Source organism: Natronorubrum tibetense GA33 (genome assembly GCF_000383975.1).
Classification (GTDB): Archaea; Halobacteriota; Halobacteria; order Halobacteriales; family Natrialbaceae; genus Natronorubrum; species Natronorubrum tibetense.
In genome coordinates this window covers 441,767-467,155 of sequence record NZ_KB913017.1, presented here as the reverse complement: position 1 = coordinate 467,155, position 25,389 = coordinate 441,767, and the positions used below count along the sequence as shown (strand labels likewise).

Annotated in this window: 28 protein-coding genes, 1 tRNA gene and 1 pseudogene; 13 read left to right on the top strand and 17 right to left on the bottom strand. The window is 63.6% G+C overall.

Going from position 1 to position 25,389, the window contains the following annotated elements:
• Window positions 1-32 precede the first annotated feature (32 nt).
• The 5 genes from NATTI_RS0102465 to NATTI_RS25965 all read right to left on the bottom strand — a co-directional run bounded on the left by NATTI_RS0102465 (window position 33) and on the right by NATTI_RS25965 (window position 3,030).
• Window positions 33-671, bottom strand: coding sequence for a 30S ribosomal protein S3ae (locus tag NATTI_RS0102465; RefSeq protein ID WP_006091932.1), 639 nt, complete (start codon window positions 669-671; stop codon window positions 33-35).
• Window positions 668-967, bottom strand: a complete 300-nt coding sequence (locus NATTI_RS0102460; protein ID WP_006091931.1) for a KEOPS complex subunit Pcc1 — start codon at window positions 965-967, stop codon at window positions 668-670. Before NATTI_RS0102460 ends, NATTI_RS0102465 begins: the two co-directional genes overlap by 4 nt.
• Window positions 964-2,157 carry a hypothetical protein gene (locus tag NATTI_RS0102455; RefSeq protein WP_019991576.1) on the bottom strand — a complete coding sequence of 398 codons (1,194 nt, stop codon included), beginning with the start codon at window positions 2,155-2,157 and terminating at the stop codon, window positions 964-966. Before NATTI_RS0102455 ends, NATTI_RS0102460 begins: the two co-directional genes overlap by 4 nt.
• Before the next feature lie 13 nt (window positions 2,158-2,170).
• Window positions 2,171-2,638 (bottom strand): 30S ribosomal protein S15, encoded by a 468-nt coding sequence (locus tag NATTI_RS0102450; protein ID WP_006091930.1) that lies wholly within the window; start codon window positions 2,636-2,638, stop codon window positions 2,171-2,173.
• 242 nt (window positions 2,639-2,880) lie between these two features.
• Window positions 2,881-3,030 (bottom strand): hypothetical protein, encoded by a 150-nt coding sequence (locus tag NATTI_RS25965; protein WP_154658235.1) that lies wholly within the window; start codon window positions 3,028-3,030, stop codon window positions 2,881-2,883.
• 331 nt (window positions 3,031-3,361) lie between these two features.
• Here NATTI_RS25965 and NATTI_RS0102445 point away from each other — a divergent pair.
• Together NATTI_RS0102445 and NATTI_RS24890 are read left to right on the top strand one after the other, a co-directional pair.
• A tRNA-Ala gene (locus tag NATTI_RS0102445) sits at window positions 3,362-3,433 on the top strand.
• 149 nt (window positions 3,434-3,582) lie between these two features.
• On the top strand, window positions 3,583-3,858 hold the full coding sequence (locus tag NATTI_RS24890; protein ID WP_241434388.1) for a hypothetical protein: 276 nt from the start codon (window positions 3,583-3,585) through the stop codon (window positions 3,856-3,858).
• Between the two features lie 6 nt (window positions 3,859-3,864).
• Here the strand turns inward: NATTI_RS24890 and NATTI_RS0102435 are convergent, their stop codons facing one another.
• Window positions 3,865-4,269, bottom strand: coding sequence for a hypothetical protein (locus tag NATTI_RS0102435; RefSeq protein ID WP_006091929.1), 405 nt, complete (start codon window positions 4,267-4,269; stop codon window positions 3,865-3,867).
• A 673-nt stretch (window positions 4,270-4,942) separates the two neighbouring features.
• Between NATTI_RS0102435 and NATTI_RS26875 the strand changes: the two genes are divergently transcribed.
• Window positions 4,943-5,221, top strand: a complete 279-nt coding sequence (locus tag NATTI_RS26875; RefSeq protein WP_241434387.1) for a HalOD1 output domain-containing protein — start codon at window positions 4,943-4,945, stop codon at window positions 5,219-5,221.
• 177 nt (window positions 5,222-5,398) lie between these two features.
• Here NATTI_RS26875 and NATTI_RS25175 read toward each other — a convergent pair whose 3' ends face one another.
• The 6 genes from NATTI_RS25175 to NATTI_RS0102400 all read right to left on the bottom strand — a co-directional run bounded on the left by NATTI_RS25175 (window position 5,399) and on the right by NATTI_RS0102400 (window position 10,151).
• Window positions 5,399-5,545, bottom strand: coding sequence for a DUF1328 family protein (locus tag NATTI_RS25175; RefSeq protein WP_006091927.1), 147 nt, complete (start codon window positions 5,543-5,545; stop codon window positions 5,399-5,401).
• A gap of 309 nt (window positions 5,546-5,854) precedes the next feature.
• Window positions 5,855-6,241 carry a helix-turn-helix transcriptional regulator gene (locus NATTI_RS0102420; protein WP_006091926.1) on the bottom strand — a complete coding sequence of 129 codons (387 nt, stop codon included), beginning with the start codon at window positions 6,239-6,241 and terminating at the stop codon, window positions 5,855-5,857.
• A gap of 202 nt (window positions 6,242-6,443) precedes the next feature.
• The gene (locus NATTI_RS0102415) at window positions 6,444-6,674 is read right to left on the bottom strand and encodes a SelT/SelW/SelH family protein (protein ID WP_006091925.1); all 231 of its coding nucleotides are present in this window, start codon (window positions 6,672-6,674) and stop codon (window positions 6,444-6,446) included.
• 81 nt (window positions 6,675-6,755) lie between these two features.
• Window positions 6,756-7,577: a 5'/3'-nucleotidase SurE gene (gene surE / locus NATTI_RS0102410; RefSeq protein ID WP_006091924.1), complete on the bottom strand. Its 822-nt coding sequence runs from the start codon at window positions 7,575-7,577 to the stop codon at window positions 6,756-6,758.
• Between the two features lie 103 nt (window positions 7,578-7,680).
• A complete protein-coding gene (locus NATTI_RS0102405; protein WP_006091923.1) occupies window positions 7,681-9,312 on the bottom strand; it encodes a small ribosomal subunit Rsm22 family protein in 1,632 nt (543 codons plus the stop codon).
• Entirely contained in the window at window positions 9,309-10,151 is an 843-nt protein-coding gene (locus NATTI_RS0102400) for a prephenate dehydrogenase/arogenate dehydrogenase family protein (RefSeq protein WP_006091922.1), read from the bottom strand. Before NATTI_RS0102400 ends, NATTI_RS0102405 begins: the two co-directional genes overlap by 4 nt.
• Before the next feature lie 285 nt (window positions 10,152-10,436).
• Between NATTI_RS0102400 and NATTI_RS0102395 the strand changes: the two genes are divergently transcribed.
• Both NATTI_RS0102395 and NATTI_RS0102390 read left to right on the top strand, forming a co-directional pair.
• Window positions 10,437-11,168, top strand: coding sequence for a GNAT family N-acetyltransferase (locus NATTI_RS0102395; protein WP_006091921.1), 732 nt, complete (start codon window positions 10,437-10,439; stop codon window positions 11,166-11,168).
• An 81-nt stretch (window positions 11,169-11,249) separates the two neighbouring features.
• Complete coding sequence (locus NATTI_RS0102390; protein WP_006091920.1) at window positions 11,250-12,299, top strand: NAD(P)/FAD-dependent oxidoreductase; 1,050 nt, start codon at window positions 11,250-11,252, stop codon at window positions 12,297-12,299.
• A gap of 26 nt (window positions 12,300-12,325) precedes the next feature.
• Here NATTI_RS0102390 and NATTI_RS0102385 read toward each other — a convergent pair whose 3' ends face one another.
• The gene (locus NATTI_RS0102385) at window positions 12,326-12,871 is read right to left on the bottom strand and encodes a hypothetical protein (protein ID WP_006091919.1); all 546 of its coding nucleotides are present in this window, start codon (window positions 12,869-12,871) and stop codon (window positions 12,326-12,328) included.
• A gap of 384 nt (window positions 12,872-13,255) precedes the next feature.
• On the opposite strand from NATTI_RS0102385, the gene gvpA reads away from it, so the two are divergent.
• Window positions 13,256-13,534 (top strand): gas vesicle protein GvpA, encoded by a 279-nt coding sequence (gene gvpA, locus NATTI_RS0102380; RefSeq protein ID WP_019991572.1) that lies wholly within the window; start codon window positions 13,256-13,258, stop codon window positions 13,532-13,534.
• Window positions 13,535-13,585: 51 nt separating this feature from the next.
• Here gvpA and NATTI_RS0102375 read toward each other — a convergent pair whose 3' ends face one another.
• A complete protein-coding gene (locus NATTI_RS0102375; RefSeq protein ID WP_006091917.1) occupies window positions 13,586-14,776 on the bottom strand; it encodes a M24 family metallopeptidase in 1,191 nt (396 codons plus the stop codon).
• A gap of 116 nt (window positions 14,777-14,892) precedes the next feature.
• Here NATTI_RS0102375 and NATTI_RS0102370 point away from each other — a divergent pair.
• The 4 genes and pseudogenes from NATTI_RS0102370 (at window position 14,893) to NATTI_RS0102355 (ending at window position 19,242) form a co-directional block, all read left to right on the top strand.
• A pseudogene (locus tag NATTI_RS0102370) lies at window positions 14,893-16,047 on the top strand (LolA family protein).
• 131 nt (window positions 16,048-16,178) lie between these two features.
• Window positions 16,179-16,580 carry a hypothetical protein gene (locus tag NATTI_RS0102365; RefSeq protein ID WP_006091916.1) on the top strand — a complete coding sequence of 134 codons (402 nt, stop codon included), beginning with the start codon at window positions 16,179-16,181 and terminating at the stop codon, window positions 16,578-16,580.
• A gap of 116 nt (window positions 16,581-16,696) precedes the next feature.
• A complete protein-coding gene (gene aroA / locus NATTI_RS0102360; RefSeq protein WP_006091915.1) occupies window positions 16,697-17,995 on the top strand; it encodes a 3-phosphoshikimate 1-carboxyvinyltransferase in 1,299 nt (432 codons plus the stop codon).
• A 104-nt stretch (window positions 17,996-18,099) separates the two neighbouring features.
• A complete protein-coding gene (locus tag NATTI_RS0102355; RefSeq protein WP_006091914.1) occupies window positions 18,100-19,242 on the top strand; it encodes a thiolase family protein in 1,143 nt (380 codons plus the stop codon).
• A gap of 177 nt (window positions 19,243-19,419) precedes the next feature.
• Here NATTI_RS0102355 and NATTI_RS0102350 read toward each other — a convergent pair whose 3' ends face one another.
• The 3 genes from NATTI_RS0102350 to NATTI_RS0102340 all read right to left on the bottom strand — a co-directional run bounded on the left by NATTI_RS0102350 (window position 19,420) and on the right by NATTI_RS0102340 (window position 20,678).
• Window positions 19,420-19,833: a type II toxin-antitoxin system VapC family toxin gene (locus tag NATTI_RS0102350; RefSeq protein ID WP_049806258.1), complete on the bottom strand. Its 414-nt coding sequence runs from the start codon at window positions 19,831-19,833 to the stop codon at window positions 19,420-19,422.
• Between the two features lie 3 nt (window positions 19,834-19,836).
• Window positions 19,837-20,064: a hypothetical protein gene (locus NATTI_RS0102345; protein WP_006091912.1), complete on the bottom strand. Its 228-nt coding sequence runs from the start codon at window positions 20,062-20,064 to the stop codon at window positions 19,837-19,839.
• A 137-nt stretch (window positions 20,065-20,201) separates the two neighbouring features.
• Entirely contained in the window at window positions 20,202-20,678 is a 477-nt protein-coding gene (locus NATTI_RS0102340) for a hypothetical protein (protein ID WP_006091911.1), read from the bottom strand.
• Window positions 20,679-20,828: 150 nt separating this feature from the next.
• Between NATTI_RS0102340 and aroC the strand changes: the two genes are divergently transcribed.
• The 3 genes from aroC (at window position 20,829) to NATTI_RS0102320 (ending at window position 25,253) form a co-directional block, all read left to right on the top strand.
• A complete protein-coding gene (gene aroC / locus NATTI_RS0102335) occupies window positions 20,829-21,980 on the top strand; it encodes a chorismate synthase (RefSeq protein ID WP_006091910.1) in 1,152 nt (383 codons plus the stop codon).
• A gap of 430 nt (window positions 21,981-22,410) precedes the next feature.
• Entirely contained in the window at window positions 22,411-24,315 is a 1,905-nt protein-coding gene (locus NATTI_RS0102325; RefSeq protein ID WP_006091909.1) for a 2-oxoacid:acceptor oxidoreductase subunit alpha, read from the top strand.
• Between the two features lie 2 nt (window positions 24,316-24,317).
• A complete protein-coding gene (locus tag NATTI_RS0102320) occupies window positions 24,318-25,253 on the top strand; it encodes a thiamine pyrophosphate-dependent enzyme (protein WP_006091908.1) in 936 nt (311 codons plus the stop codon).
• The last annotated feature ends 136 nt before the right edge of the window (window positions 25,254-25,389 follow it).

The window sequence follows — 25,389 nt, the reverse complement described above, 5'->3', positions numbered from 1 at the left end:
AATCTCGATCGGCTGCGATCGCCGAGTCGCGATTACTCGGCCGCGACGTCTTCTTCGTCGACGTCGACCGCGGTCGCTTCCTCTTCGGCGACTTCCTCGGGACGGGCCTCGAGGGTCGTCTTCTGGATCTCGACGCGGCGCAGCGGGTAGATCGTCTTGGCTTCACCGTAGATCGCCGAGGAGAGTCGACCCTCGACGACGCTGTCGACGAGTTCCTCGAAGTCGCGCTCGGCGGCAGCCTCCTCGATCATCGCGACCATCTGTTCGCGGATGGCCTTCTCCTGGCTCGCGTCGGCCTTCTTGGTCGTGAAGGCGACGGGCTGGATCTGGACGCGGTAGTCGTCCGTCGTGAGGACGGTGACGTAGGCCTCGACCTTCGAGGCGCCGCGGCGAACCAGCGATCGCAGGTAGTCTCGCGTCAGCGAGTGCTCGACGAACTCCGTGTACGCCGAGTCGCTGCCGACGTCGGTGACCTTGAAGGTCAGCTTCGTGTTGTTCTCGCTGGCGTTGTTCGTCAACTCGCCGAGCGTCGTGACGATTGTTCGGTCGTATACTTTCTCCGGTTCGTCAGCGGGGGTCTCGCCGAGTTCCTGGCGGTCGAACTGCTCCGGTGCCAGGATGGTGTACCACCGCTTTTCCTGTTTCGCTCGTGAAACTGATCGTTCACTCATGATGTATCGTGTGTGGTGTTGCTGTCTGCGTCGGACACGGTCCCCGTGTCCTCTGGTCGGTCGCGCTGTTCGGCTCCGTACTGTCCCGTCCGAGCGATATCGATTACGACCTCGAGGTTGACCACGTAGTCGTCGACGTTCGAGTGGAGTCCGCCGGTCGTCTCGCGTTCGATTCGCGTGACGACGGTACCGTCTTCGACTTCGGTCTCCATCTCGTCGGTGTTGTCCGGACGTAGCGCCCGGGCGACGAGTTCCGGATCGTCGTGGGTCGTTCGAATAGTCGCGCGTCGGCTCACAGTATCTCCCTCACTGTCGCGATGATCGTCGACTCGTCCACGTCGGCGTCGTATCTGAGATAGCCGCGCCGTCGGCCACCGTCGTAGGCGACGTCGGGGATCCCAACATCTTCGAACTCGCGGGCGACGGCCTCGACGGTCGCGCCGAGGGACTCGTCGCCCCGGGTCGCGACCGCGGCCTCACCGTCTGCGACGGCGAGAACCGACGGCTCCGGCGATCGGAACGCGACGGCCATGCGAGCGACCGCGTCGACCGGGCCGTCGTCGATACCGACGACGAACAGGCCGTCGTAACGGCCGGTCGACGCGCCCCCGAGCGCCGCGTGGGCGTTTCGGCCGTAGGCCCGCCAGGCCGCGAGCGCAGGCTCGTGGGCGTCGTGACCCATCGCGAGCGCCGCGCCCGTTCCCGGCTCCGTTCGCGCCGTCGCCTCGAGGACATCCGCGTAGCCGCCGACCGTCGCAAACCCGTGGTCGGGCGTCGCGTACGGCCGGAGCGCGCGCTGGATCGTCTCGGCGGCGACCGGGGCCGCGTCGTCGTCGCCGATCACGTCGAGTGCGACGGCCGAGCCGATCGCCCGGTGGTCGTCGCCGTCGAACGTCTCGGGGGCCTCGAGGTCGATATCGAGTCCCGCAAGTGCGTCGCGCGTCGCGTCGGTGTTGCCCGACCACGGCGCGTGTAGCCGCGTCGAATGGGCGAGCCCGTCCACCGGATCCGCGGTCGGAACCGCGACTCCGGGGCGACGGTCGACGAGCCCGCGTTCGCTGGCGGTCTCGAGGAGCCACTCGCTCTCGCCGGCACCCGGCTCTACGTCGGCGGCGACGAGGCCGGCGAGTGCGAGTACGGGATCCGGCGTCGCATCGAGGTCGCGGACGAGATCGAGCGCCGCGAGCGTGGCCGGTCGATCGGCCGCCTCGAGGCTCGTGATATCCGCGTCGACGGCTCCGACACCGATTGTGGCGTCGTCGGCCGCCGGCTCTCGGTCGCGAACGCGTGCCGTTCGGTCCGCGACAGTCCGTCCGACGCTGACCTGATACGGCGTCTCTCGTTCGCGGAGCGCCCTCGCGAGGAGGCCGCTCGCCGCGAGCGCGTCGCCGTCGGCTCGTGCCACGATGTGGACGAAGCCCGCACGCTCGAGGACGCTCGCGGTGGAGGCGGACGACGGCTCGGCGGAACGACCCTCTGTGGACATTAGTGAGGTTGGGTTACTCGTCGAGGAGGTCCTTCGCGACCTCGTAGGAGTACGTGAAGTCCGGCTCGAGCTCGTTCCCTCGGTAGTAGGAGACGAGTCGACGGACCTTCGATTCCGTGTTCTGCAGCGCGCGCTTGTTCTGGTAGTCCTGCTGGTTCTCCTGGATGTGCTCGCGCAGTCGAATCGCGCGTTCCATCAGGTTCTCGAGGTCCTCGGGGAGGTCAGACTTGGCGTCGTTCTCCTCGAGAATCGCGGTGAGCTTCTTCCCGGTCGCCAGCTTGACGTCCGGGATGGGCGTGCCCGTGACACCCTCGTCACGCAGCTTCATCCCGATCTGGCTGGGATCGTAGCCCTGCTCTGCCAGTTCGACGACGCGGTCTTCGATCTTGTCCGCGTCGACGTCGCTCCACTCCGGCGGTTCGTCTGCCGCTGGCTTGTCCGACCCGGACGAGCCTCGGCGGCGGGTATGCATTCGTGCCATTGGTGAGGATAGGAACCGCACTGACCGCTCGATTGTGCGATAGTCGGTCATCCGACTACCGTTGCACTTCCGCAATCCCAAGCCATCCGAAAGAGTGGACGGCGCAGTCAGATTTGCGGCCGTGCGCTTCCCACCAGCGCTTTCGCTCGGACGGACTAAAGGGTTTCTAGACCGGAACCGGCTCGGGAGTCGTGGCTCTGGTGGGTTTGGTCCGAAGAAATGGTGGTCCGTCTCGCGTGTGGCTACAGCAACGCCCTGATCTGGCTGGCAGTGAGCCGACAGCCACAGGGTTGTGCGTTGTGGGTGTGCGGGCCCATTGTGGTAACCCACGCGAGTTGCCCGTCGCAGCTGGGACAGCGACCCAACAGCGGGTTGGGCTCTTCCTCACTCATGCTGGCCTCCCAGTGGTGCGTGGGAGGGGTGTGTCTCGAGTGCGATGCGACTGGCTTGCGGGACGTTTATATCGACGTGGTTGGAACGTAATCATGGCTTGCAAACCGCTCGTTTGGAAGCCACGTCTCGGGTGCTGGTACACCCGGGGCATTTCGGCGCAGGCCCCCTGCGGCGGATCGGAGTCGTAGCTTCCATACGGGTCTTGTCTGGATATTAACTTATAACTACTGGAATGTGGGTTCGCGGGTACTGTGCGTGTTAGCGTCAGGGGTGGCTCGAGCATTTCGAGGGGTTTATCTATTCCCGAGGAAAATGGAGGAATGCGAACGAGGGCTCGTAGATCAGAGGTAGATCACTCCCTTGGCATGGGAGAGGCCCCGGGTTCAAATCCCGGCGAGTCCACTCCAATTTCTCCGTTATAATCAGGGTTCGACACCGCAAGGTGCGGACCTCAAGGAAGACGACGCCTAACGAGACCGGAGCCTGATTCCTCGCGAGCGACGTCAGCGTCGCCACGTGGGATTCAACACGATGCGGCGAGTACGAACGTTGTGCCATCCGATAGATACCCTCACTCGGAGACGAGCCCCGACCCGAAGTCCACCGACGGCGGTCGGATATCTCCCGCAGCGATCGTCGATTCGATCCGCACCGCGCCGGTACCCGTCGTGAACACGCAGTATCTGGCCGACGAGCACGACGTTTCGGTCGACAAAATGTTCGAACAGCTCTCCGCAATGGTCGAAGTCGGGACACTGAAACACCACCGCGTCGAGGATCGGTGGCATCTCTGGTGGCTCCCGCTCGAGACCGAGCTGGATAACTGACGAGCCCTACTCGTCGCTTGTATCCGCGTCCCGAGCGACGATCGCCCGTTCTCGAGCCTCCTCGATCTTCTCTTCCAGTTTTTTCAGAACGGTGTATTTGAACTCGTCGGGCATCTGCCCGTAGCTGATATCCATGGTCACCATCGCGTCGCAGTCGTCGACGATCTCGGGTGCCCAGCTTCCCTGGGCGAGTTTCGAGGTTTCGGTGACGACGGCCTCGCCGTTTTCGACGTCGATGAACGCCGTGACGGTGTTCCAGATGTTGGGATTCGTCGTCGTCGTCTCGTCGAACAGCCCTTCGAGTCGTGACTCCTTGATCGGCTCGTCGGCCACTTCCTCACGCAGGTCCTCGAGCGCGTCGGCTAAGGCCTCGTACTCCGCGGCGGGACGCTCGGAATCGTCGAGGATCATCGGGACCACCTCGAGTCGGTATTGAGACGCATGTTGGGAGCACGTTGGGACCGGACCACTAAGTCTCCCGTCCTTCGTCGGCCCAGGTTATTCGGACACCGCGAACCCGATAGTACGTCTGTCTCCCATCACAGTAGGCCGATCACCGTCAAGTTACAGTCAGCAATTGGGTGAATACTCGTTTTCGTCGAAAACCAGTCGGCCGTCTCAGTAGTCGTTCGAACACCTACCGCAGTCTACGACGTTCGTCAGCGGTGTCACGATACGCGCCCCGATATAATGTTTCGAGCCACTGGATCGGTCAATATTGCCGTACTCGAGCGAACGATCCGTTTCTATTAGATTTAGTGACATCCTATTTAATAACGGTCACCTCGACGCCCCATCCGTGGCGATGACCGACCAGTTTGTTGGTCGTGTGCGGGCAGCGAACCGGGGTTCGGCAAGTGCGACGTATCACTCCGGTACACGACGGTGGCACGAACCGCGGACCGAGGCCGCCGCCGATTCGCTCGGACTCAGAGGGGTGTGCTCGAGGCACGATCCCGGACGCGACCGACACGAGCACGGAATCGTGCAGGGGAGGGCGGGGCGTGGCCGGACCGACGAACGCGATACGAACGCAGATCCAAACCAACCGATGACCAACTACGATTCGAAGCGAGAGAGACCGATGGACTCACAACGGGATGCGATTATCGTCGACGTCGTCGAGGCGTTGGCTGAAGCCGACCGACTCGAGTTAGAGGAGGTCGAGTACACCCTCTACGAGTACATCAATCCGATGGTCCTGACGGAGTTAGCCACTCACGATACGGGCACGTGGACGTTCCGGTTCGACATCGCCGACCACGAGGTGACGGTAACGAGCGACGGTCGGTTGTTCGTCGACGGTGTCCTCTGTCGCGACGACCTGCTGGTGGATCGGTCGTCGACCTGTACCCACAGGTAAGGTTCGACTCGGACGTCGGCGAGTCATCGGTCCGATCCAACGCTGTTGTGGACGACTGTTATTCGACGTGACGCTATCGCTTCGGAGCGACTGCTGTCCGTTGCGAAACGATTCCTCTCGAGGAGGTCCGCTGGGAAGACGCCCGCGGTGGACGTCCGATTGCTCCCCGCGTCTCGCTCACAGCAATAGCGAGACGATCGCGAGCACGAGGAAAATCAACACGAGCCACTTTGCGATGGACATGGACATGCCTGCGACGCCGCCCGCGCCGAGCGCACCGGCGATGATCGCGATTACGAAGAACAACAGTGCGAGTTCTAACATACCTCAACGTAGGTCAGTTCGATGGAAATGAATTCGGCCTGAATACGCCACAGACGCGCTTCCGTATCGGTGATATCGTCGCGTCAGTCGACATCGAGCCGGTCCGTGTTTCGGTTTTCGGACCTGTTCCGTCTCGCTCGCGCTCGAGCAATTATTTCCCGACAGTCAACACTGGCTCGTCCAGCAGAACCCGTGGGTCGGAACGAGAGAAATATCGCGAAGCGAATCGTTCAGTATCAGGGTACGACCGAGGGACGGTCGTCGCCGATGCCGTCGAGAGTCCGCTCGGAAGTCCGCCGCCGGTAGCCGCTACTCGTTGAGATGCGAGCGATAGCCTTTCGGTTCGAATCCTCGCCGACAGATAACTCGCTTGCGGCCGACGGTAATCGCGCTGACCTGGCCGTCGTCTTCCATGCTGTTGATTACGTCCTCGAGGTGGTCGTCAGTCCAGCCGGTCTCGTTGCGGACCGTCGACCGATCGACGCGACCGCCGCGTTTGACGAGCAGTCTGAGAATCTTATCCTCGTCGGGAAGATCACGTTCGTCGACACCGTACTCGATCTCTTCGGCGTAACTCAGTGTTTCGTCCTCCGTCTCAGCCGATTCGTCTGCCGCAGCGTCACCGTCCGCCGTCTCGCCGGTCGAATCGGTCGACCAGAGCGACGAGAGGCGAGTCCAGAGTGTATTGAATACCATTGTCGATCACCCGCTTCGGAACCGAACGCCGTTCCAACGCGTACTGTCCGTGTATTGTTGTTTCATTTGTTACCTATCCCTGTCGCTGCTCGTTACGGTATGACTATCGTAATGTCACCACCGTCGAATAGCGACGGCCTTGCGACCCGCAAGTCGGTTATCACTTCAACGACCCGACACACATGGTGTGTGTGCACAGTACTCATAGTCGATCACGCACCCGACGAACGATTTCGTCGACGTCGTACGTCTCCTCGTGCTTTTCGAAAACCGGTTCGTCGTCGACACGGACTGCGAAGACCCCGTTCGCGCCCGTCACAAGCGTCACCGCCTCGAGTTGCTCGCCGAACGTCGACAGAAGCGCGTGCTGGAGGTCCTCGGCCCGCTCGAGGAAACCACAGGGGACGCAGTACTTGATCTCGACGCTCGTCATAAGTGAGGATTCATCATCCCGCTACAAATCAGTTCGGTAGCCAGTGCATTCTCGCCGTCGGAATCTCAGTCTCGGTTATGGCTATATATCGACAGATTGTCGATCCGTTACGTTTCCAGTCTCGAGATACGCCTCCGCGAGCGCGCTGAGCGCGTCGTGATGGTTCGTCGAGTGCGGCGCGGTGAGCGGCGAGACACTGATTCGTCCCTCGACGACGGCTCGTCGGTCCGTTCCGTCGGCATCGGGAAGCGTTTCGGGGTCCATTTGCTCCCAGATGCGGTCTCGCATGTGGATGCGCGTGCCGTTGCGCTCGGCGTCCATCTCGTAGCGTTTCGAGGGCCTGGTGATTTCGATCGGTGCGGGATCGCCGTCGGCCACCGGAACGTTGATATTGAGATACCCGGCGTGGTCGAAGACGCCGGCTTCGAGCGCGTTGTCGACCAGATACGACGTCACGCGGGTCGCTTCGGCGTACTCCTCGTGACTGAGGTCGATTTCGGACAGCGGCGTGTCCGAGACCGGGACGTACATCGACGTCGCGATGGCGGGGACGTCGAAGAAGGCGGCCTCGACCGCGGCGCTGATCGTCCCCGAGCGGCCGAGGACGTACTCGCCTAAGTTCGCACCCTTGTTACAGCCCGCGACGACGATGTCGGGGTCGGGGCCGAGTTCGGCCAGCCCGGCGACGACGCAATCGGCGGGGGTGCCGTAGACGGCGTATCCCAACTCGCGCTCTTCGACATCGACTTCGTGTGACATCGAGCGGCCGCAGGCGCTCTGGTCGGTCGCCGGAGCGACGACGGTCACGTTGGCGTGCTCGGCGAGGGCGTCGTGTAGTGCCCTGATACCTGTACTGTGGATCCCGTCGTCGTTCGTCAACAGGATCTCGAGAGGGTCGCTCATAGCTGTCGGGTGGGAGGCCGGCGCGAAAAGCCCACCGCTTCGACGGATCGGGAGCGCACTGCTCCGGCGAGTCGACGTGGTTCGGAGCCGAAAAAGCGGTGAGTCAGCCGATACGGTCCACGATCGTCTCCTCGTCGACGACCAGGTTGTACGCGCCTTCGTCGTCGTTCCAGAGCGCGAGGATCTGTTCGAACGAGCAGATCTCGCCGTAGTCGGCCTCGAGTAATGGTTGATTGAGCGACGTTTCACCCGTGAGGACGGCATAGTGGTCGATAGACTCGCTCCCGTCGCTGATCTTAAACAGCGGATTCGAGCGGCCTGAGCCGTCCCTGTAGTCGTCGTCATCGTCGCCGCTCAGCGATCGACTGAGTTTCGCCGCGACGAGATCGATCCGGTTCGTCACGTGTTGGTCCATGTCGGTCATGCGCGCCCAGTCGCTTGCCTCGAGCGAGACGTTCATCCGCCGTTGCCCGTCGAGGCGCAATTGCGAGTAAGAGAACTGGACGTCGACGTTGACGAACTCGCCCGGTGCGTGTTCCTCGTCGTGTTCGGGCGTCGCCTCGTCGAACTTTCGCTGAAAAGATGGGACCTCGAGATCGGGTCTGGCGTCGAACGACCAGCCGCGATCCGTCGGTCGTGCGCCGGACCAGAGCCGAACGGTGGGTCCGTAGACGGTGACCCGTCCGTGTCGGCCGGCGTCGTCGATGCTCTCGCCGTCATCGTCGCCGCCGTCGACATTCCCGTCGGATTCGCTCTCGCCGACCCCCATCTGCTCGGGCGTCCAGATGCGCTCGTCCTCGAGTTCCCGCTCGACCTCGCGTAACTGGATGCTCGTGTTCTTGTCCGCTGGGGATGTTGCGAGCAGCGTTCCGTCGGGAGCGAGCAACTCGAGTGCGGAGCGCGTCACGGCGACCGGATCCTCGAGTTCGCTCAGCACGTTCGCGGCGATCACGAGGTCGAAGCCGTCGTCGGGCGCCGTCGGATCGAAGCCGGTGGCGCCGCCGTCGTCGCCACCGCCGGTTTCGCCGTCGGTCCCGTTCGCGATGACGCTCGGATCGAACGCCTCGACCGTCGTTCGGTGAATCGTCGGGTGGACGTTCCGCCCGGTCTCCTCGAGCAGTTCCTCGAGGACGTCTGCGGCTGCGCTGGGTTCGATCGCGTGATAGTCAACTAAGGCGTCGTCGGGCAGATAGTCACAGAGCCCCAGCGCGGGACCGCCGACGCCCGCGCCGATGTCGAGTACGCGGAGATTGCGACCTAGTAGGCCGCTTTCAGCGAGGTCGTCGAGCGCGTACTGCACCGCGGCGTAGTAGCCCGGCAGGTGGTAGATTGCGTAGCCCGCCGCGACGTCGTCGTCGTACTCGACGTGCTGGCGCTCGAGGTATCGTGCTTTGAACCGTCGAACCGTCGATCGCAGGAGTTCGCCGGTGGCGTCCTCGTGCCAGTCGACGCCGTAGCGATCGACCAGGAAGTCCTCGAGTCGGCGTTCGTAGGCGGCGGGAAACCGCTCGACTGGACCCCGGTTCGGTCGAACCGGCTCGTCGTCGACGGGAACGAAGGTGCCGTCGTCGCCCTCGAGCAGTCCGAGGTCAGGGGCCTCTTCTCGGAGGAGTTGGCGGACGACTGCCGGGTGGGGGCTCCCGTCGATGTAGTCACAGATTTCGTCGGGATCGATCGGTCTGACGTTACGAAGATACTTTGCGTTCGAACGGACGGCCTCACGTTGGTCGGTCATTTGGTGGTGGTCGTATCGTCGGTCGTCTGGGTGCGGTCGTGCGCTCCGCCGTGGTCGGCCGTCTCGGTCCGACCCCCTGCATTGTCAGCGTCGCTTTCGGGCTGCCACTGGCTGGCGGCTTCGCGGTACAGCGACTCGAGTTCTTCGGCGTCGGCGTCGGCGACGGCCGCGGCCGCGTCGGCGACGGCGTCGGCACCGTCGAACGTCTGTTGGATATCCGCGTAGACGCGAGGGGTCCCCTCGGTGAACTGCTCGACCAGGGTTCCCAGCCCCTCGTAGATCGGCGTCTCGAACCCGTCAGGAACCGATTCCGCGGCGAGGGCGAAGGAGAGGACGGCGGCGTGGGTCGTCGCCTGGACCGTCTCCATCGCGTCGTCGTGTTCGGTCGCCGTCGTCTCGATGAGATCGTTGCCGCCCGCGTCGAAGGTCTCGAGCAGCGTCTCGACCGTCGGTCCGGCCTCCTCGCGAACGACCGCGATCGACCCGGGCGCCCGTTCGGGCGCAAACAGCGGGTGGAGGCTCGCTCGCTCGAGCCCCGGTGCGTGTTCGGCCATCGCCTCGAGCGACGGTCCCATCACGCCCGAGATGTCGACGATCGCCCGTTCGGCCCGCTCGGCGTGGTCGGCGACCGCGTCGACGACGTGGGTCATCGGCACCGCGATGCAGACGACGTCGTAGCTGTCCGTTCCCTCGAGTGCCGTCGTCTCGGCGCCGCTCCCCACTCGTTCGGCTGCCGCGGCCGCGGCGTCGGCGTCCACGTCGGCGAACGTCACGGTGGCGTCCGTGGCGCGGCCGAACCACGTCCCCATCGCGCCCGCGCCGACGATCAGTACGTCCATCGCTCGCTCCTACCGCCCGGCATCGCAAAAGCCGTTCGATCGATTTGCTCGAGTGACTGTCCGCGAAGCGGGTCGGTCGTCGGTTCGGTGACGCAGCAGCCAGCCCGACCTCGATTCGGGACTGGCGAGCAATCGGCTCGGTCGTCGAGTCGGTATCGACAGAGGGTCGGCTCGAGCGTCTGTTCGGTGCCGACGTGGGATCGGCCCGTTCCGTCCGGTCAGTAATTCGTCGACAGTGTGCCAACACTACCCAAGCTCTAAACCCGAGGTCGTCGTACCGACCCTATGGGAGCGATGGAGCGACCGGCGTTTTCCTCGGACGCACGCAAACGGCTTTACGAATACGTCGAACGGAACGGGACCGTTAAGCGACACAAGTTACTGGACGTCGTGTCGCTCCCCTCCGAGGAGTTTCGGGAACACCTCGAGGGACTGAAGTCGGACGGCTATCTGCAAGAGGAGGACGGAACGCTCGAGATCGCCCTCGAGTTCGGCGCGGTCACGGAGTACGAGACCGACGACTGCACGTTTCTCGTCCGTCCCGGCAGACAGGCTGATTTTGACGGACTCATCGACACGATTCGGGACGTGACGGCGGCGGAGACGTACGTCGTCGCGGAGACCATCGCGGAGGAACTGCTCTACGAGGACGCCGTGACCAGACACAACAGCGTCAAGTCTCGGATGTTCTTCGTCGCGACGGTCGACGGCGACGTCGTCGGCTGGACCCACCTCGATCTGCCCCAGATCGAGCACGCACAGGGAACCGCCCAGCAGACGATCGGGGTCCGCGAGGCCTACCGGGGGAACGGCATCGGCACCAAACTGCTCGCCCGCGGGGTCGAGTGGGCCGAAGCCAACGGCTTCCGGAAGGTGTACAACAGCGTGCCGATCACCAACGAGCGCGCCCTCGAATTCCTCACCGTTCACGGCTGGGACACCGAGGCAATTCGGCGGGATCATTACGAAATCGACGGGGAGTGCGTCGACGAGGTGATGATGGCCTACAAATTGTAGCCGACGGCTCGTCCGGTGAGTGGCCCCGAGTTCGGTTCCTGTAGGCCTGCAATACATACCCGAGGGGGCCGGAGTACCGGTATGACCACGATCGGAATCGTCGGTGCCGGTGCGGCGGCCGCAGCCGCGGCGTACACGCTCGAGAAGGAACTCGACGCGCCCGAGATCACGGTGCTCGAGAAGTCCCGCGGCCTCTGCGGGCGCGCGGCGACCCGCCGCCGGGACGACGTGATCTACGACTACGGCGCGAACTACGTCAAATCGGACGACGAGCGCGTCGTCGAATTGCTCACGGAGACGCTCGACACCGAGGGGCTGGTCGACATTACTGATCCCGTTTGGACCTTCGACAGCGCGGGTGAGGTGTCGGCGGGTCGGGACGCGGACGAGCACAAGTGGACCTACGAGACGGGGCTGACTCAGATCGCAAAGCGGCTCTTCGCCCGTACTGAGGCGACGATCCACCGCGAGACGCGCGTTGAGACACTGCGGCGGGACGACGACGATGGAAGTGGGATTTGGCGACTCGAGGATGCGGACGGGAACTCTTGGGGGCCGTTCGACGCGATTTTCCTGAGTCCTCCCGCGCCGCAGACGGCCGAGTTGCTGCGGACGGCGGCGTGGGACGCCGACATCCGCGAGGAACTCGTCGATGTCATCGACGACGTTTCGTATCGAACGATCTGGACGGGGGTCTTCCACTACCCGTTCGAACTCGAGCGACCCTACTACGCGCTGGTTAACACCGACAAGGCCCACGATGTCGGGTGGATCTCACGGGAAGAGTGCAAAGCCGGCCGCGTCCCCGACGGCGAGTCGCTGCTGATCGTACAGGCAAGTCCCGGGTGGTCCGCCGATCGGTACGACGAAGAGCCGGCGGCGAATCTCGAGGCACTCGCCGAGTTGACTGCGGCGATAGTCGACGACGAGCGCCTGCTCGAGCCCGATTGGACGGATCACCAGGGCTGGCGGTACGCGCTGCCGGAGAATGGCGTCGACCGGGACCCTCTTCGGCGCGCTGAGGACGCGGGCCTGTACTGTCTCGGCGACTGGGTCGCCGGCGAGGGACGGTTACACGCCGCGTTACGGAGTGGACTCGAGGTCGGCGAGCGGGTCCCGGTCGACGAATAAGATCTCGATTCGAGTCGACAGCCCGCCTAAAACAGTCCGAGACCGCGTGCGAGCCAGAGGTACGTCCCGAAATAAACGAGATAGAACGCGAGCGTCGAACGTGGAGCCAGGGACCACTGTCCGGATGCGTCACCGTGTGGGTAGCCGCGGACGATCGTTCCGGCGGCGTCGACGATGAGGTAGAGTCCGGTTATCACGAGCGACCAGTAGACGAGTAGCGACGCAGCCGTTATAAGGGGGTCAGTACCGCTTCCGAGTGCAACGGTCGTACTCGAGACGACGATCAGCCACTCGAGGACGTGTCCGCCAGCGACGAACCGATACTGCTGGTGTACGTTGGTCGTGTGAGTCGTGAGGAGGTCGAGATACCGGTCGAACGCCGACGGACTCACGGGTGTTCCATCGCCGTCGACGAGTGCAACGTGTGGCGGGATCGACAGCAAGCGGAGTCGCAGTCGGTCGCGCGGAATCCCGATCGACAGTCCAGCGAGGTAGTGTCCGCTCTCGTGGACGGTAAACAGGACGCCGATCGCGAGGGCGTTGATCGCGATCGTCGCTGCGAGGTCGATCATCGTCTCGGTCTGATTGTCGTTTATTCTGTTAGTATGTAAAAAATAGCCGTTCGATACGAACGGCTCAAATCGGGCGTCGCGAACGCCACGTCGACAATCAGTTGTACGGTGCTGTATCGCATCGTTGCCCGCGATGGACTCGAGGTCGGAGCACGCGTCCGAATCGGTCGAGTCGTGCCAAAACCCGAGCGTGTATGCGACGGCGGATCATCGATCGGAACTGCCTCCTCGTCGAGGCCGGTAGCACGAGGAGCGTCATTGATCAGTAGGTAGTCGTTCCGAATCCTCGCGTTCCTTTTGTAGCATTCGGTCCGGATATTTGCTTGCTGGTGCAACCCGTGTGATGAAACGAACTCGCGCTGGACGCTCAGACGGAGGTCACTAATGGCATCACCACAACGACGACCGGACTCCTCGAGTCTCGCCGAAGTGCTCGACCGCATTCTCGACAAGGGCGTCGTCATCGACATCTGGGCGCGCGTCTCCGTTGTCGGGATCGAGTTACTGACGATCGAAGCCCGCGTCGTCGTCGCTTCGGTCGACACCTTCCTCCACTACGCGGAGGAGATCGCGAAGATCGAACAGGCGACGGCGGAGGGCGACCTCGAAGAACTGGAGGTCGAACAGCGGGCGGAATCGTCGCCCAAGTCGGCGGCCGAGTGACGCTCGACCCGCCGAATCGTCACTCGCGCTTTGGCTCGACTCGCCGAGCCGTCACTCGTTTTTTGGCTCGAATCCCACGCGATAGTCGGTCAGGTTCTCGTAGCCGTCCTCGGTAACGACCACCAGGTCCTCGATTCGTACTCCACCCACCTCGGGATCGTAGATGCCGGGTTCGATCGAAATTACGTGGCCGGCCTCGAGTTCGCCGCCGGACGGCGAGACGCTCGGCTGTTCGTGGATGTCCAGTCCGACGCCGTGGCCCGTGCTGTGAATGAAGCCGGTCTCGGTGCTCGGATCGCTCCGGAGCGTCTCGTAGCCGGCGTCCTCGATGACGTCGCAGGCGATGTCGTGGACCTCGGCTCCCGTAACGCCGGCCTCGACGGCCTCGAGGGCGGCCTCGTAAGCCTCTTCGGTGACCTCGTACCGCCGCCGGGCCTCCTCGCCTGGGTCGCCGCGAGCGAAGGTACGGGTCATGTCTGCGAAGTAGCCCGTCTCCTTGTCCCGCGGGAAAATGTCGACCACGATCAGTTCGTCCGCCTCGAGCGGGCCGCTGCCCCGATTGTGCGGGTCCGCGCCGTCGGCACCGCAGGCGACGATGGTATCGTCGAGCCCGCAGCCGTGGCGAAGCAGGGTAATCTCGATCTCCTCTTTGACCCGTTCGCTCGTAAGCGCCTCGCCGTCGTGGACGAGCGTGCCGTCGTCGGCGATATCGGCCGTCGCGATCAACTCCTCGGCAGTCGCCATCGCCGCCTCGTTGGCGTCCTGGGTCGCGTCGATCTGTGCGAGTTCCCACTCGTTTTTTGTCGCCCGAATCTCCTCGACGATCCCCTCGGGTTCGACGGTGACCTCGAGTCCGCGCGCTCGCAACCCGTCCGCGGTTCCGGTCGGGAAGTTTCGGGGCACGGCCAGCGAGTCGATGTCGTGATCGTCCAGAAACGCCTCGAGCAGTCGGCTCTTGGCTTCGTAGGGGCCGTGTTCGGCGACGAGTTGCTGGTAGTCGTAGTCGGCTCGACGCGTCACCGAATCGGCGCTCGACTCCTTGCTCGCGCGGCCGTACTCGAGCCCCGAGACGAGCAGGTGTACGCCCTCGGACGTGACGAGCGTCTGGTAGGGGTCCGGTGCGGTGAAGCCGGAGACGTACCGCTGGTCGGAGTCCGACGCGTCGTCGTCGATCAGGTAGCCGTCCGCTCCGTTCGCCTCGAGCGACTCTCGCAGCGAGGAGAGGTCGACGTCGATATCCATACGTCGGAGTGTGGCCGGGGTGTACATAATATCGCGGATCGCGGTCGATGCCGAGCGATCGCAGACTGGATTCGGACCCACAGACTTATGATTTGACGACAGTCATCCACCCGTATATGAACCGTCGACGGGTTCTGGCAGCGGGAGCCACACTCACGCTGGCTGGCTGTCTCAGCTACCCCGGTAGCGATGCGGACGAACCCGCCGACGAGGAGTTCGCCGCGGAACTCGTCGAGGATGCGATCGCGACGCGTCGAGGAATGACCGATCTCGCGGCTCGTCGAACGATGTCGGTCGAAACGCCCGACGGGACCGTCGAACGTACCGAAGACGTCGTGCGAGCGCCACCTGCCAAACAGCGGATCGAGGTGGTCGAGTCGACCGATCCGAACGCTCCTGTCGGCTCCGTCACGGTGACGAACCGCGAACGGACGTGGGAGTACAATCCGGAGACGGGGATCGTCGATCTGCAGCATCATCCGTACAAGGTCGACACCGACGGAACGCGGCTCGTCCTCGAGGCCCTTCTCGAAACGGATCGGCTGGGGTAGGACGGGACGACGACCGTCGACGGACGCGAGGCACATATCGCCGAAACCCGTCCGCCGGTCGACGACATCGGTCGCTCGCTCGACCTCGTTGTCGGGGATACGACGTACGTCGTTCCGCTGTCGGCCGCCGATCTCGAGGGGCTCGACGTCGCTCGGACGATCTGGATCGACGACGAGTACCGGTATCCGGTCGGGGAGCGGAGCGCGGTTGAGGACGACGGCGAAACGAAATACAGCGTCTCGGTCGCGTACGAAAACCTCTCGATTGACGACGGAACGGATGCGGAGACATTCACGTACCAGCCGCCGAGGGAGGCACGGGTCGTCACCGACGGTCCCGAGCCGGACGGCATCTTCGAGTCGCGAACGGAAGCGGCGGACGCCGTCCCGTACGAGCTGCCGGATCCCGACGTTCCGAATGCGTACAGACTGGACCGGGTGACCGTCGTCGAGAAGGCCGAACGGTTCGGAACGACGACGACGCTGTGGTACAATGATCCGAACGCGGTCGCTCGGGAACTGTTCGTGGTCGTTCGGGAGGTCAGACGGTTCAGCTCGAACGTCCTCGAGGAAATCGAGGTCGACGGCCTGACGGCCTACTACCGGGATGGCCGGATCCAGAGCGTCTTCTGGGAGTGTGACGACCTGAACTACGAGGTCTCGAGCCTGACGGTCGACGAACCGATACGGGACATCGCGTCTTCTATCGGCTGTCCGTGATGCGTGTTCCACCTTCAGGACGCGTTGCCGGTACCCGGTTTCCGGATTGGCTGGGCAGGGCTCGAGAGTCAAAGCGTAACCGCTCGCTAACCATCACAATTATTTATGTTCTACCGCACGAATGAGCGAGTATGACCGGAGTACGTTTCGAGAACGGAAAGCGGGTCATTCGCGGCTGGAACGCCGTTTTCAAGGCCCTCTCTGCCGAGCCACGTCGGCAACTCGTCGTCTCCTTGCTCGACAGTCCAGCCGACGAATCCGTTCCGCTGCCGGAGAGCGCGGTGAACCCAAACGTACCCCCTGATCCGGACGACCTTCGACGGGAACTGTTCCACTGCCATCTCCCGCTGTTGGCGGACATGGAGTTCGTCGAGTGGCACTCCGAGCCGTTCGTCGCCTCCCGCGGCCCCCGATTCGACGAGGTCGCCGTCGTTTTCGACGTCTTACAAGCGGAGGCGACCGACATTCCCGATTCGCTAGTCTTCGGCTGTCAACGACTCAAGCGGGAACGCGAGCTCCAGTCCGGAGACTAACACTCCCGTTGCTCTCCTGTTGCGTTCGCGGTCGGGGCCGGAGTTCGACGCGCGAAACCCGATGCTCGACTTCTGGGATCGGTATCGGTATAGGGAGGCCACCCCACAGACCGAGCATGAACGTCAGTATCACGCCCTCGAGCGTCGAGGGAGTCGCGCGGGCACCGCCGTCGAAGAGCTACACGCACCGGGCGATCCTCGCCGCGGGCTACGCGGAGCAAGCGACCGTTCGAGACGGCCTCTGGAGCGCGGACACGCAGGCGACCGCTCGCGCCGTCGACCTGTTCGGCGGCGACGTGCAGCGACGCGAGGACGGGACCCTCGAGATCGACGGCTTCGACGGCCGGCCCGACGTGCCCGCGGACGTCATCGACTGCGACAACAGCGGAACGACGATGCGTCTCGTGACCGCCGCGGCAGCGCTCGCGGACGGCTCCTCGGTACTCACCGGAGACGAATCGCTGCGCACGCGCCCGCAGGGACCGCTGCTCGAGGCGATTGCGGACCTCGGCGCTGAGGCGTTCAGCACTCGGGGCAACGGGCAGGCACCGCTGGTCGTCACCGGCCCGCTGTCGGGCAGTACGGTCTCCATTCCGGGCGACGTCTCCTCGCAGTACATCACCGCGCTCCTGATGGCCGGTGCGGTCACCGACGAGGGGATCGAGATCGACCTCGAGACCGACCTCAAGTCCGCACCGTACGTCGACATCACGCTCGAGGTGCTCGCCGACTTCGGCGTCGACGCGCGCCAGACCGAGGACGGCTTTGCGGTCGACGGCGGGCAGTCCTACGAGCCGGTCGGCGGCGAGTACGCCGTTCCGGGCGATTTCTCGTCGATCTCGTACCCGCTCGCGGCGGGTGCTATCGCCGGCGCGGACGGCGGAAGCGTGCGAATCGAGGGCGCGAACCCGAGTGCGCAAGGCGACACGGCCATCGTCGATATCGTCGACCGAATGGGAGCCGACGTCGAGTGGGACCGCGAGGCGGGAACGATCGACGTCTCGAGCGCCCCGCTCTCGGGTATCGAGGTGGACGTCGAGGACACGCCCGACCTGCTGCCGACCATCGCCACACTCGGGGCCGTCGCCGACGGCGACACCCACATTACGAACGCCGAGCACGTCCGATTCAAGGAGACTGACCGCGTCAGCGCGATGGCCGAGGAGTTGGGCAAGATGGGCGTCGAGACGACCGAAGAGCGCGACTCCCTGACGATTCACGGCGACGACTCCGATCTCGTGGGGGCGACGGTCTCCGGCCGTCGCGACCACCGGATCATCATGTCGCTCGCGCTCGCCGGACTGGTCGCCGACGGCGAGACGACCGTCGAGGGGGCCGACCACGTCGACGTCTCGTTTCCCGGCTTCTTCGGACTGCTCGAGGATCTCGGCGTCGCGCTCGAGCAACTCGAGTAACGAAGCTAAGCAAACCACCGCGTGACGTTTACGGTGGATAGCATATAGTCGGAGATGTTACCGATGTACCTAGCTATATGTGCATACAAAGATGGTGATAAACCATGGCAGACACCACACCGGTAATCGTTAGTGCGGTCCGAACGGCACAGGGAAGAGAAGACGGCGCGTTGTCCGAATTCCGGAGCGAGGACATGTCCATCCCGCTGGTCAACGAGATGCTCGCGGAGACCGGCCTCTCCGGGGACGATATCGACGACCTGATGTGGGGCTGTGCCCAGCAGCGCGACGAACAGCGAGCGAACATCGCCCGGCAGATCGCCCTCTTCTCCGACCTCGGCGAGGGGGTTCCCGCGACCACCATCGATCGACAGTGTGCATCCTCAGCACAGGCGATCATCAGCGCTGCGGACTCGATCGCCGCGGGCCGACAGCAGGCGGTGTTCGCGGGCGGCGTCGAGAGCATGAGCCGCGTGAAGATGGGCTCGGCCGAGAGCGGGAGCATGCACCCGAAACTCGACGAGGAGTACGGCATGCGCAACCTCCAGATGGGGATGACCGCGGAAAAGGTCGCCGAGAAGTACGGCGTCTCCCGTGAGGAACAGGACGAGTACGGCGCGCGCAGCCAGCAGCGCGCCGTCGAAGCCACCGAGGAAGGAACGTTCGACGACGAGATCGTCCCCCTCGAGACGGCGGACGGAATCCACGACGAGGACGAGGGCCTGCGTCCCGGAACAACTCCCGAGAAACTCGCCGAGTTGCCGGCCGTCTTCAAAGAGGACGGCACCGTCACACCAGGTAACGCCTCCCAGATCGCCGACGGTGCAGCGGGTCTCCTGCTCACCAGCCGCGAGTTTGCCGACGAGAACGACCTCGAAGTTCTCGCCGAAGTCGGCACCAGCTACGTCGCCGGCGTCGACCCGACCGAGATGGGCGTTGGACCCGTTCCGGCCACCGAGGGGCTGCTCGAGCGCGCCGGCCGGGAGATCGACGACTACGGGCTCGTCGAGATCAACGAGGCTTTCGCGAGCCAGACGATCTACTCCCAGCGGGAACTGGGGATTCCGGACGACCAGCTGAACGTCAACGGCGGTGCCATCGCCATCGGCCACCCGCTGGGTGCCTCCGGCGCGCGCCTGCCGGTCACGCTCGTCCACGAGATGAACCGCGAGGGCGTCGAGCGCGGCATCGCGACCGAGTGCGTCGGCTTTGGACAGGGGGCGGCGATCGAGTTCGAACTGCCCTGAGACGATCCGAACACCGCTCTGACGCCGATCGAATCGTCCCGACGACCAGATGCTGGTGCCGCTGGCAGCTGCGAGTTCGACGAGTTGGTGGCCGCATGGTAGCTCGTTCCTCCGATTCCCAGCACGCCATGGCGGTCGTCGATCGGTGACTGGACCGACGGGACACTGAATTCGAGTCTACTCGAGCGTCCGGACCTGGGCGGTCGATACACCCTGACCGTCAGCTGCGTCTCTGAGGGGACCGTCCTCGGTAACCAGTGTGAGTTCTTCTCGCTGGGCGACAGCGAGATACGATGCATCATAAAATGTCAGGCCGGTCTCCTGAGCCACATCAATCGTCTCCGACCCCGTCGCTACTGCGAACCCCATCTCGCGCTCGAGCCGATCGAGGATGTCGATCGCCTCCTCGATCTCTGAATCGCGTAGTTCGTCTCGAGCGACGCCGATTTTCCAGACCGCGTTCGCCGCCTCGTATCGCGTCAAATCGAGCCAGTATTCGTCGAACAGGAGGTCGATCCCGACGCTTGCTCCGCCTCGTCCGAGAACCACATCGACTACTGAGCTCGCATCGAACACATACGAAGCAGACATCCGTTATCGCTCCTCGCGCGTCTCTCGGATAGCAGAGACGATCTCGTCCGTCTCCACACCGTCACCGACGTCATTCCGAAGGGAAGCGGCGTCGTTTCGAAGCTTTTCCCGTCGACGCTCCGTTACCTCGTTCTCGAGTGCGTCTCGGATGACTTCACTCACGTTGATATCTGCGTCATCGATATCCCGTTTCAGCTCGTCCGGAATCTTCGCGGAGACTGTCTCAGTCATACGGAGTAGTATTACGCTTCAGTATTACAAAAGCGTTTGCCAGAACGTACGGTATCCGTTCTATCTCTGGCAGTAGTCGCCGCTGTGGGATGAAAACGTAGATTCTCGGTTCGGAGATGTCTATATGGCCGGGTGAATCAACAGTGGTCGCCGTCGGACTCGTTCGTTACCTCGAGTCCCCCGCCGACACTGACGAACAGGTCAGTTCCGGGGCAGGGATCGTCAAACGACGATTCCTCGAGATCGGTCGTGCTCTGTTCCTCGCCGTTTACATCGACGGTGATCTCGTACTCGTCCCGCTCGTGGAGGAAAACGGCGACGTGCGCCTCGGGGTCGAGATCGTAGCTCCCGTCGAACGACGTGGTTCCGTCGGCCGACTCAATCTCGAGGGCGACGGCGCGCCGATCGTCGTCGAGGTTCCAGAGGCGGACTCGATGGGGCGGCTCGTCCTCGCTCTGGGAGCCGATCGTCGCTCGGGCGATCGGATCGTCCGGATCCGCGGGTGGTTCGGGATCCGTTTCGTCCTGGGTGGCTGCCGGATCGGCGAGCGAGAGACAACCCGCGAGGGCGGCACTCGAGGCGGCGACGCCGGCGAGCAACGAGCGGCGATTCATGTTATGACATGACACATCGTTCCAAATAAAGAGCGTTGGGGATGGATGTGCAGCGTGGATTTCCGATCGGAGCGTCCGAGGCCTCTTCCCGATTTCGGACCGTTGCGGAATCACGTACCGCTAAGTGTCCCCGTCCCCGAGAGGGGCGTAATGAACGGCAACCGCTTCGGTCGCCTCTTTCAGGTGACCACGTTCGGCGAGAGCCACGGGGAGGCCATGGGCTGTACCGTCTCCGGCTGTCCCGCGGGGCTCGAGCTTTCCGAAGACGACATCCAGGGCGACCTCGACCGACGCAAACCCGGCCAGTCGATGATCACGACCAGTCGCGGCGAACCCGACGCGGTCTCGATCAAGTCGGGGATTCAGGACGGCTACACCACCGGAACGCCGATCGGGATGGTCATCCAGAACAAAGACGCCCGCTCGGGCAAGTACGAACCTTTCATCACCGCGCCGCGACCCAGCCACGGCGACTTTACCTACTCGGCGAAGTTCGGCACGCGAAACTGGGGCGGCGGCGGCCGCTCGTCCGCGCGAGAGACGGTCAACTGGGTCGCCGCCGGCGCCATCGCGAAGAAGCTGCTCGCACGAGAGGGCATCGAACTCAAGGCCCACGTAAACCAGATCGGCGACGTCGAAGCGCCGGCGGTCAGTTTCGAGGAGATGCTCGAGCACAGCGAGGAAAACGACGTTCGCTGTGCCCACCCCGAAACCGCGGAGGAAATGCAAGACAGAATCGCCGAGTACCAGGAGGAAGGCGACTCCATCGGTGGGAGCATCTACTTTGAGGCACAGGGCGTTCCCGTCGGCCTCGGGGCGCCGCGGTTCGACTCGCTCTCCGCGCGTCTTGGGCAGGCGATGATGGCGGTCCCGGCGACGACGGCCTTCGAGTTCGGGCTCGGGACCGAGGCCGCAGAGTGGACCGGGAAGGATCGAAACGACGACTGGGAGTTCGACGAGGAGGGCGACCCTGTGCCCGTCGAGAACGACCACGGTGGCATTCAGGGCGGCATCTCGAGCGGCGAGCCGATCTACGGTGAGGTCACCCTCCACGCGCCGACATCGATCCCGAAAACCCAACAGACGGCCGACTGGGAGACGGGCGAACTCACGGAGGAGCAGGTCATCGGCCGCCACGATCCTGTTCTCCCGCCGCGTGGCGTTCCCGTCGTCGAAGCGATGCTCGCCCTGACGCTCGTCGACTTCATGCTGCTGTCCGGTCGACTCAACCCCGACCGCGTCGACGGCCAGCCCGGCGAGTACGACACGGAGTATCACCCGAGTAATCCGAACAACCAGTAACGACCGTTTTCGCGATTCCGGGTTTTCGTTGCCGTACTCGACACTCGATGGGCTCGAGTGTCGCCCTCGAGCCGACAATCGCCCCATTCTTCGCTCGAGTGAGTCACGAATCGCGCACCGACGTTTCGGACGGTGTCAGGTCGTTCAACATCGGAGACACCACTGAGAGTACTCGAGAGCGCCGTCATGAGATCGTATATAATTATTTCTGCTCGCGCAAGTATGGCGCCACGGACGCTGCTATCGGTCGTTCGATCGTTCACAAACAATAGATAAAACCACTAGTACACCGAACGTTCACGGTCAATAATTGCGTATATTGTGTGGTTGTTCATTCTTCACGATAGATGCATGATAATCTATAGCAAAGGCTTTAGGTCACGTAGATCAAAATCAGGGCACGGTTGGCCATATCGGCCACTGATCTACTATGAGCGACGACGAACTTATCTGGCGAGTTGCAGGCGGTTCCGGAGACGGGATCGACTCGACGAGTCAGAACTTCGCGAAAGCGCTGATGCGCTCGGGGCTCGACGTATTCACCCATCGGCACTATCCGTCGCGTATTCGCGGCGGCCACACCTACGTCGAGATTCGAGCCGCAGCCCACGAGGTACAGTCACGAGGGGACGGCTACAACTTCCTGCTCTCGCTGGGCGACTCCTTCGCTCGCAACCCACAGGAAGAGGCCTACTACGGCAACGAGGAGATCAAACCCCTCTCCGAGAACTTAGACGAGCTACGGGATGGCGGCATCATCGTCTACGACGAGGGGCTGGTCAACGAAGAGGACGTCGAGGAGATCAACCTCGAGGAGCGTGCCGAAGAGAACAACTGGCACGTCTTCCCGATGGATCTCCGCGGCCTCGCCAAAGAGCACGGGCGCGAAGTCATGCGCAACACCGCCGGTGTCGGTGTCACCGCGGCCCTGCTCGACATGGATCTCGAGCACATCGAGAATCTGATGTCCGACGCCATGGGCGGGGACATCCTCGAGGCGAACCTCGAGATTCTCCACGAGGCTTACGAGATGACCAACGAGGAGTACGAGTTCGAACACGACCTTCGAGCGCCGACGGGCTCACACGACACCGAGCAGGCGCTGCTGTCGGGATCGAACGCGATCGCCTACGGCGCGATCGACGCCGGCTGTCGGTTCATCGCCGGCTACCCGATGACGCCGTGGACGGACGTGTTCACCATCCTCAGCCAGAACTTCCCCGACATGGGCGGGATCTCCGAGCAAGTCGAAGACGAGATCGCCGCCGCGGCGCTCGCCCTCGGTGCGAGCCACGCCGGCGCGAAGGCCATGTCCGGTTCCTCCGGCGGTGGCTTCGCGTTGATGAGCGAACCGCTCGGACTCGCCGAGATGACCGAAACGCCGCTCGTCCTCGTCGAATCGATGCGCGCCGGTCCGTCGACCGGCCTGCCGACGAAGCCCGAGCAGGGTGACCTCGAGTTCGTCCTCTATACGAGCCAGGGCGACTCCTCGCGGGTCGTCTTCGCGCCGGGGACCATCGAGGAAGCCTACGAACAGACCAGACTCGCCTTCGAGATCGCCTGGGACTACCAGCTTCCGGTGATCGTCATCTACGATCAGAAGCTCTCCGGCGAGAACAAGAACGTCGACGTCGAGTTCTTCGACCGAGAGCCCGCGCCAGATCTGGGATCGACGCTCACCGAGGAGGAGCTCAAAGATGCCGCTCACGACGCGAGCGGCAAGTTCAAGCGCTTCAACCACGAGGACGCCGAAAACAACGTCGCCCCGCGGTCGCTGCCCGGCCAGAAGGGCGGCCGCTACCTCGCGACCGGGAACGAACACAGTCCCGTCGGACACATCGAGGAAGACCCGGACAACCGAGTCGCGCAGATGACTCGCCGGATCGAGAAACTCGACACCATTCGCGACGAACTCGACGAGGAACACCCCTCGAACCAGACCTACTACGGCGACGACGACGCCGAGTACGGCATCATCACGTGGGGCTCGAGTCACGGCGCAGTCGCCGAAGCCGTCGAACGCCTCAACGAGGACGGCCACTCCGTCAAGGGAGTTACCGTCTCGGATATGATGCCGTTCCCCGAGGCAGAGATGACCGAGTTCTTAGAGAGCGTCGACGAGGCGATGGTCGTCGAGATGAACGCCACCGCACAGTTCCGCGGTCTCATCCAGAAGGAACTGGGTCTCTTCGGCGAGAAGATGACCAGTCTCCTCAAGTACAACGGGAACCCGTTCGAACCGGCGGAAGTCGTCGAAGGCTACGAGGTCAACCTCGCCGAGGAGGACCGCGAGCCGACCGCACAGGTACGAATCGAACCCGCTGCAGGTGACTAATCATGAGTGCATTCAACGCCATCGGAGAGGAGCGAGAGATCGACCGGGACGAGTTCACGCCCGGTGTCGAACCGCAGCCGACCTGGTGTCCTGGCTGTGGCGACTTCGGCGTGCTGAAGTCGCTCAAGCAGGCCCTACCGGAAGTTGGCAAGACGCCCGAAGAGGTGCTGACGGTCACCGGAATCGGCTGTTCCGGCAAGCTGAACAGCTATCTCGACACGTACGGGTTCCACACGATCCACGGCCGCTCGCTGCCCGTCGCTCGGGCTGCAAAGCTCGCCAACCCCGAACTCGAGGTCATCGCCGCCGGCGGCGACGGTGACGGCTACGGGATCGGCGGCAACCACTGGATCCACACGGCCCGGGAGAACCACGACATCACCTACATCGTCTTCAACAACGAGATCTTCGGCCTGACGAAGGGCCAGACCTCGCCGACGAGTCCGAAGGGCCACAAGTCCAAGACTCAGCCCTCGGGCAGCGCGAAGATGCCGCTGCGTCCGCTGTCGATGTCGCTGAACGCCGGCGCGAGCTACGTCGCTCGCACGGCCGCGGTCAACCCGAACCAGGCCAAGGAGATCATCGCGGAGGCCATCGAACACGACGGCTTCGCCCACGTCGACTTCCTGACGCAGTGTCCGACCTGGAACAAGGACGCCCGGCAGTACGTCCCCTATATCGACGTCCAGGAGTCCGAGGACTACGAGTTCGACGTCCACGACCGGGTGGAGGCCGCCGAGATGATGCGCGAGACCGAGGACGTCCTCAACGAGGGGACCGTCCTGACGGGTCGGTACTTCGTCGAGGAGGACCGACCGTCCTACCAGGAGGAGAAGGCCGCAGTCGGCGAGATGCCCGATCAGCCCCTCGCCGAGCGCTACTTCGACGAGGACAGTGAGTGGGAGCGCAGCTACGACCTGCTCGACCGCCACAAATAACCCTCGAGGAAGTGTTTCGACGCCGCTCGAGACGAGATTCGATTTTTACCCGTAATAGTCCCGATGAGCTACCGCGTCCGGTAATTGTCTCCCGTTCGCCGTCGCGCTTGATCGTCACCTCGAGGGTCGCCGTGAC

Coding starts and splice junctions, on each gene's coding strand:
- surE (WP_006091924.1), bottom strand. CDS start 7,577: ATGAGCGACCCTCTCGAGATCCTGTTGACGAACGACGACGGGATCCAC.
- NATTI_RS26875 (WP_241434387.1), top strand. CDS start 4,943: ATGGACTCACAACGGGATGCGATTATCGTCGACGTCGTCGAGGCGTTG.
- NATTI_RS0102420 (WP_006091926.1), bottom strand. CDS start 6,241: ATGGTATTCAATACACTCTGGACTCGCCTCTCGTCGCTCTGGTCGACC.
- NATTI_RS0102455 (WP_019991576.1), bottom strand. CDS start 2,157: ATGTCCACAGAGGGTCGTTCCGCCGAGCCGTCGTCCGCCTCCACCGCG.
- NATTI_RS0102385 (WP_006091919.1), bottom strand. CDS start 12,871: ATGATCGACCTCGCAGCGACGATCGCGATCAACGCCCTCGCGATCGGC.
- NATTI_RS25965 (WP_154658235.1), bottom strand. CDS start 3,030: ATGAGTGAGGAAGAGCCCAACCCGCTGTTGGGTCGCTGTCCCAGCTGC.
- NATTI_RS0102365 (WP_006091916.1), top strand. CDS start 16,179: ATGACCGGAGTACGTTTCGAGAACGGAAAGCGGGTCATTCGCGGCTGG.
- NATTI_RS0102320 (WP_006091908.1), top strand. CDS start 24,318: ATGAGTGCATTCAACGCCATCGGAGAGGAGCGAGAGATCGACCGGGAC.
- NATTI_RS0102390 (WP_006091920.1), top strand. CDS start 11,250: ATGACCACGATCGGAATCGTCGGTGCCGGTGCGGCGGCCGCAGCCGCG.
- NATTI_RS0102405 (WP_006091923.1), bottom strand. CDS start 9,312: ATGACCGACCAACGTGAGGCCGTCCGTTCGAACGCAAAGTATCTTCGT.
- NATTI_RS0102350 (WP_049806258.1), bottom strand. CDS start 19,833: ATGTCTGCTTCGTATGTGTTCGATGCGAGCTCAGTAGTCGATGTGGTT.
- NATTI_RS0102450 (WP_006091930.1), bottom strand. CDS start 2,638: ATGGCACGAATGCATACCCGCCGCCGAGGCTCGTCCGGGTCGGACAAG.
- NATTI_RS0102465 (WP_006091932.1), bottom strand. CDS start 671: ATGAGTGAACGATCAGTTTCACGAGCGAAACAGGAAAAGCGGTGGTAC.
- aroA (WP_006091915.1), top strand. CDS start 16,697: ATGAACGTCAGTATCACGCCCTCGAGCGTCGAGGGAGTCGCGCGGGCA.
- aroC (WP_006091910.1), top strand. CDS start 20,829: ATGAACGGCAACCGCTTCGGTCGCCTCTTTCAGGTGACCACGTTCGGC.
- NATTI_RS0102340 (WP_006091911.1), bottom strand. CDS start 20,678: ATGAATCGCCGCTCGTTGCTCGCCGGCGTCGCCGCCTCGAGTGCCGCC.
- NATTI_RS0102345 (WP_006091912.1), bottom strand. CDS start 20,064: ATGACTGAGACAGTCTCCGCGAAGATTCCGGACGAGCTGAAACGGGAT.
- NATTI_RS0102355 (WP_006091914.1), top strand. CDS start 18,100: ATGGCAGACACCACACCGGTAATCGTTAGTGCGGTCCGAACGGCACAG.
- NATTI_RS0102325 (WP_006091909.1), top strand. CDS start 22,411: ATGAGCGACGACGAACTTATCTGGCGAGTTGCAGGCGGTTCCGGAGAC.
- NATTI_RS25175 (WP_006091927.1), bottom strand. CDS start 5,545: ATGTTAGAACTCGCACTGTTGTTCTTCGTAATCGCGATCATCGCCGGT.
- NATTI_RS0102395 (WP_006091921.1), top strand. CDS start 10,437: ATGGGAGCGATGGAGCGACCGGCGTTTTCCTCGGACGCACGCAAACGG.
- NATTI_RS0102400 (WP_006091922.1), bottom strand. CDS start 10,151: ATGGACGTACTGATCGTCGGCGCGGGCGCGATGGGGACGTGGTTCGGC.
- NATTI_RS0102375 (WP_006091917.1), bottom strand. CDS start 14,776: ATGGATATCGACGTCGACCTCTCCTCGCTGCGAGAGTCGCTCGAGGCG.
- NATTI_RS0102415 (WP_006091925.1), bottom strand. CDS start 6,674: ATGACGAGCGTCGAGATCAAGTACTGCGTCCCCTGTGGTTTCCTCGAG.
- gvpA (WP_019991572.1), top strand. CDS start 13,256: ATGGCATCACCACAACGACGACCGGACTCCTCGAGTCTCGCCGAAGTG.
- NATTI_RS0102435 (WP_006091929.1), bottom strand. CDS start 4,269: ATGATCCTCGACGATTCCGAGCGTCCCGCCGCGGAGTACGAGGCCTTA.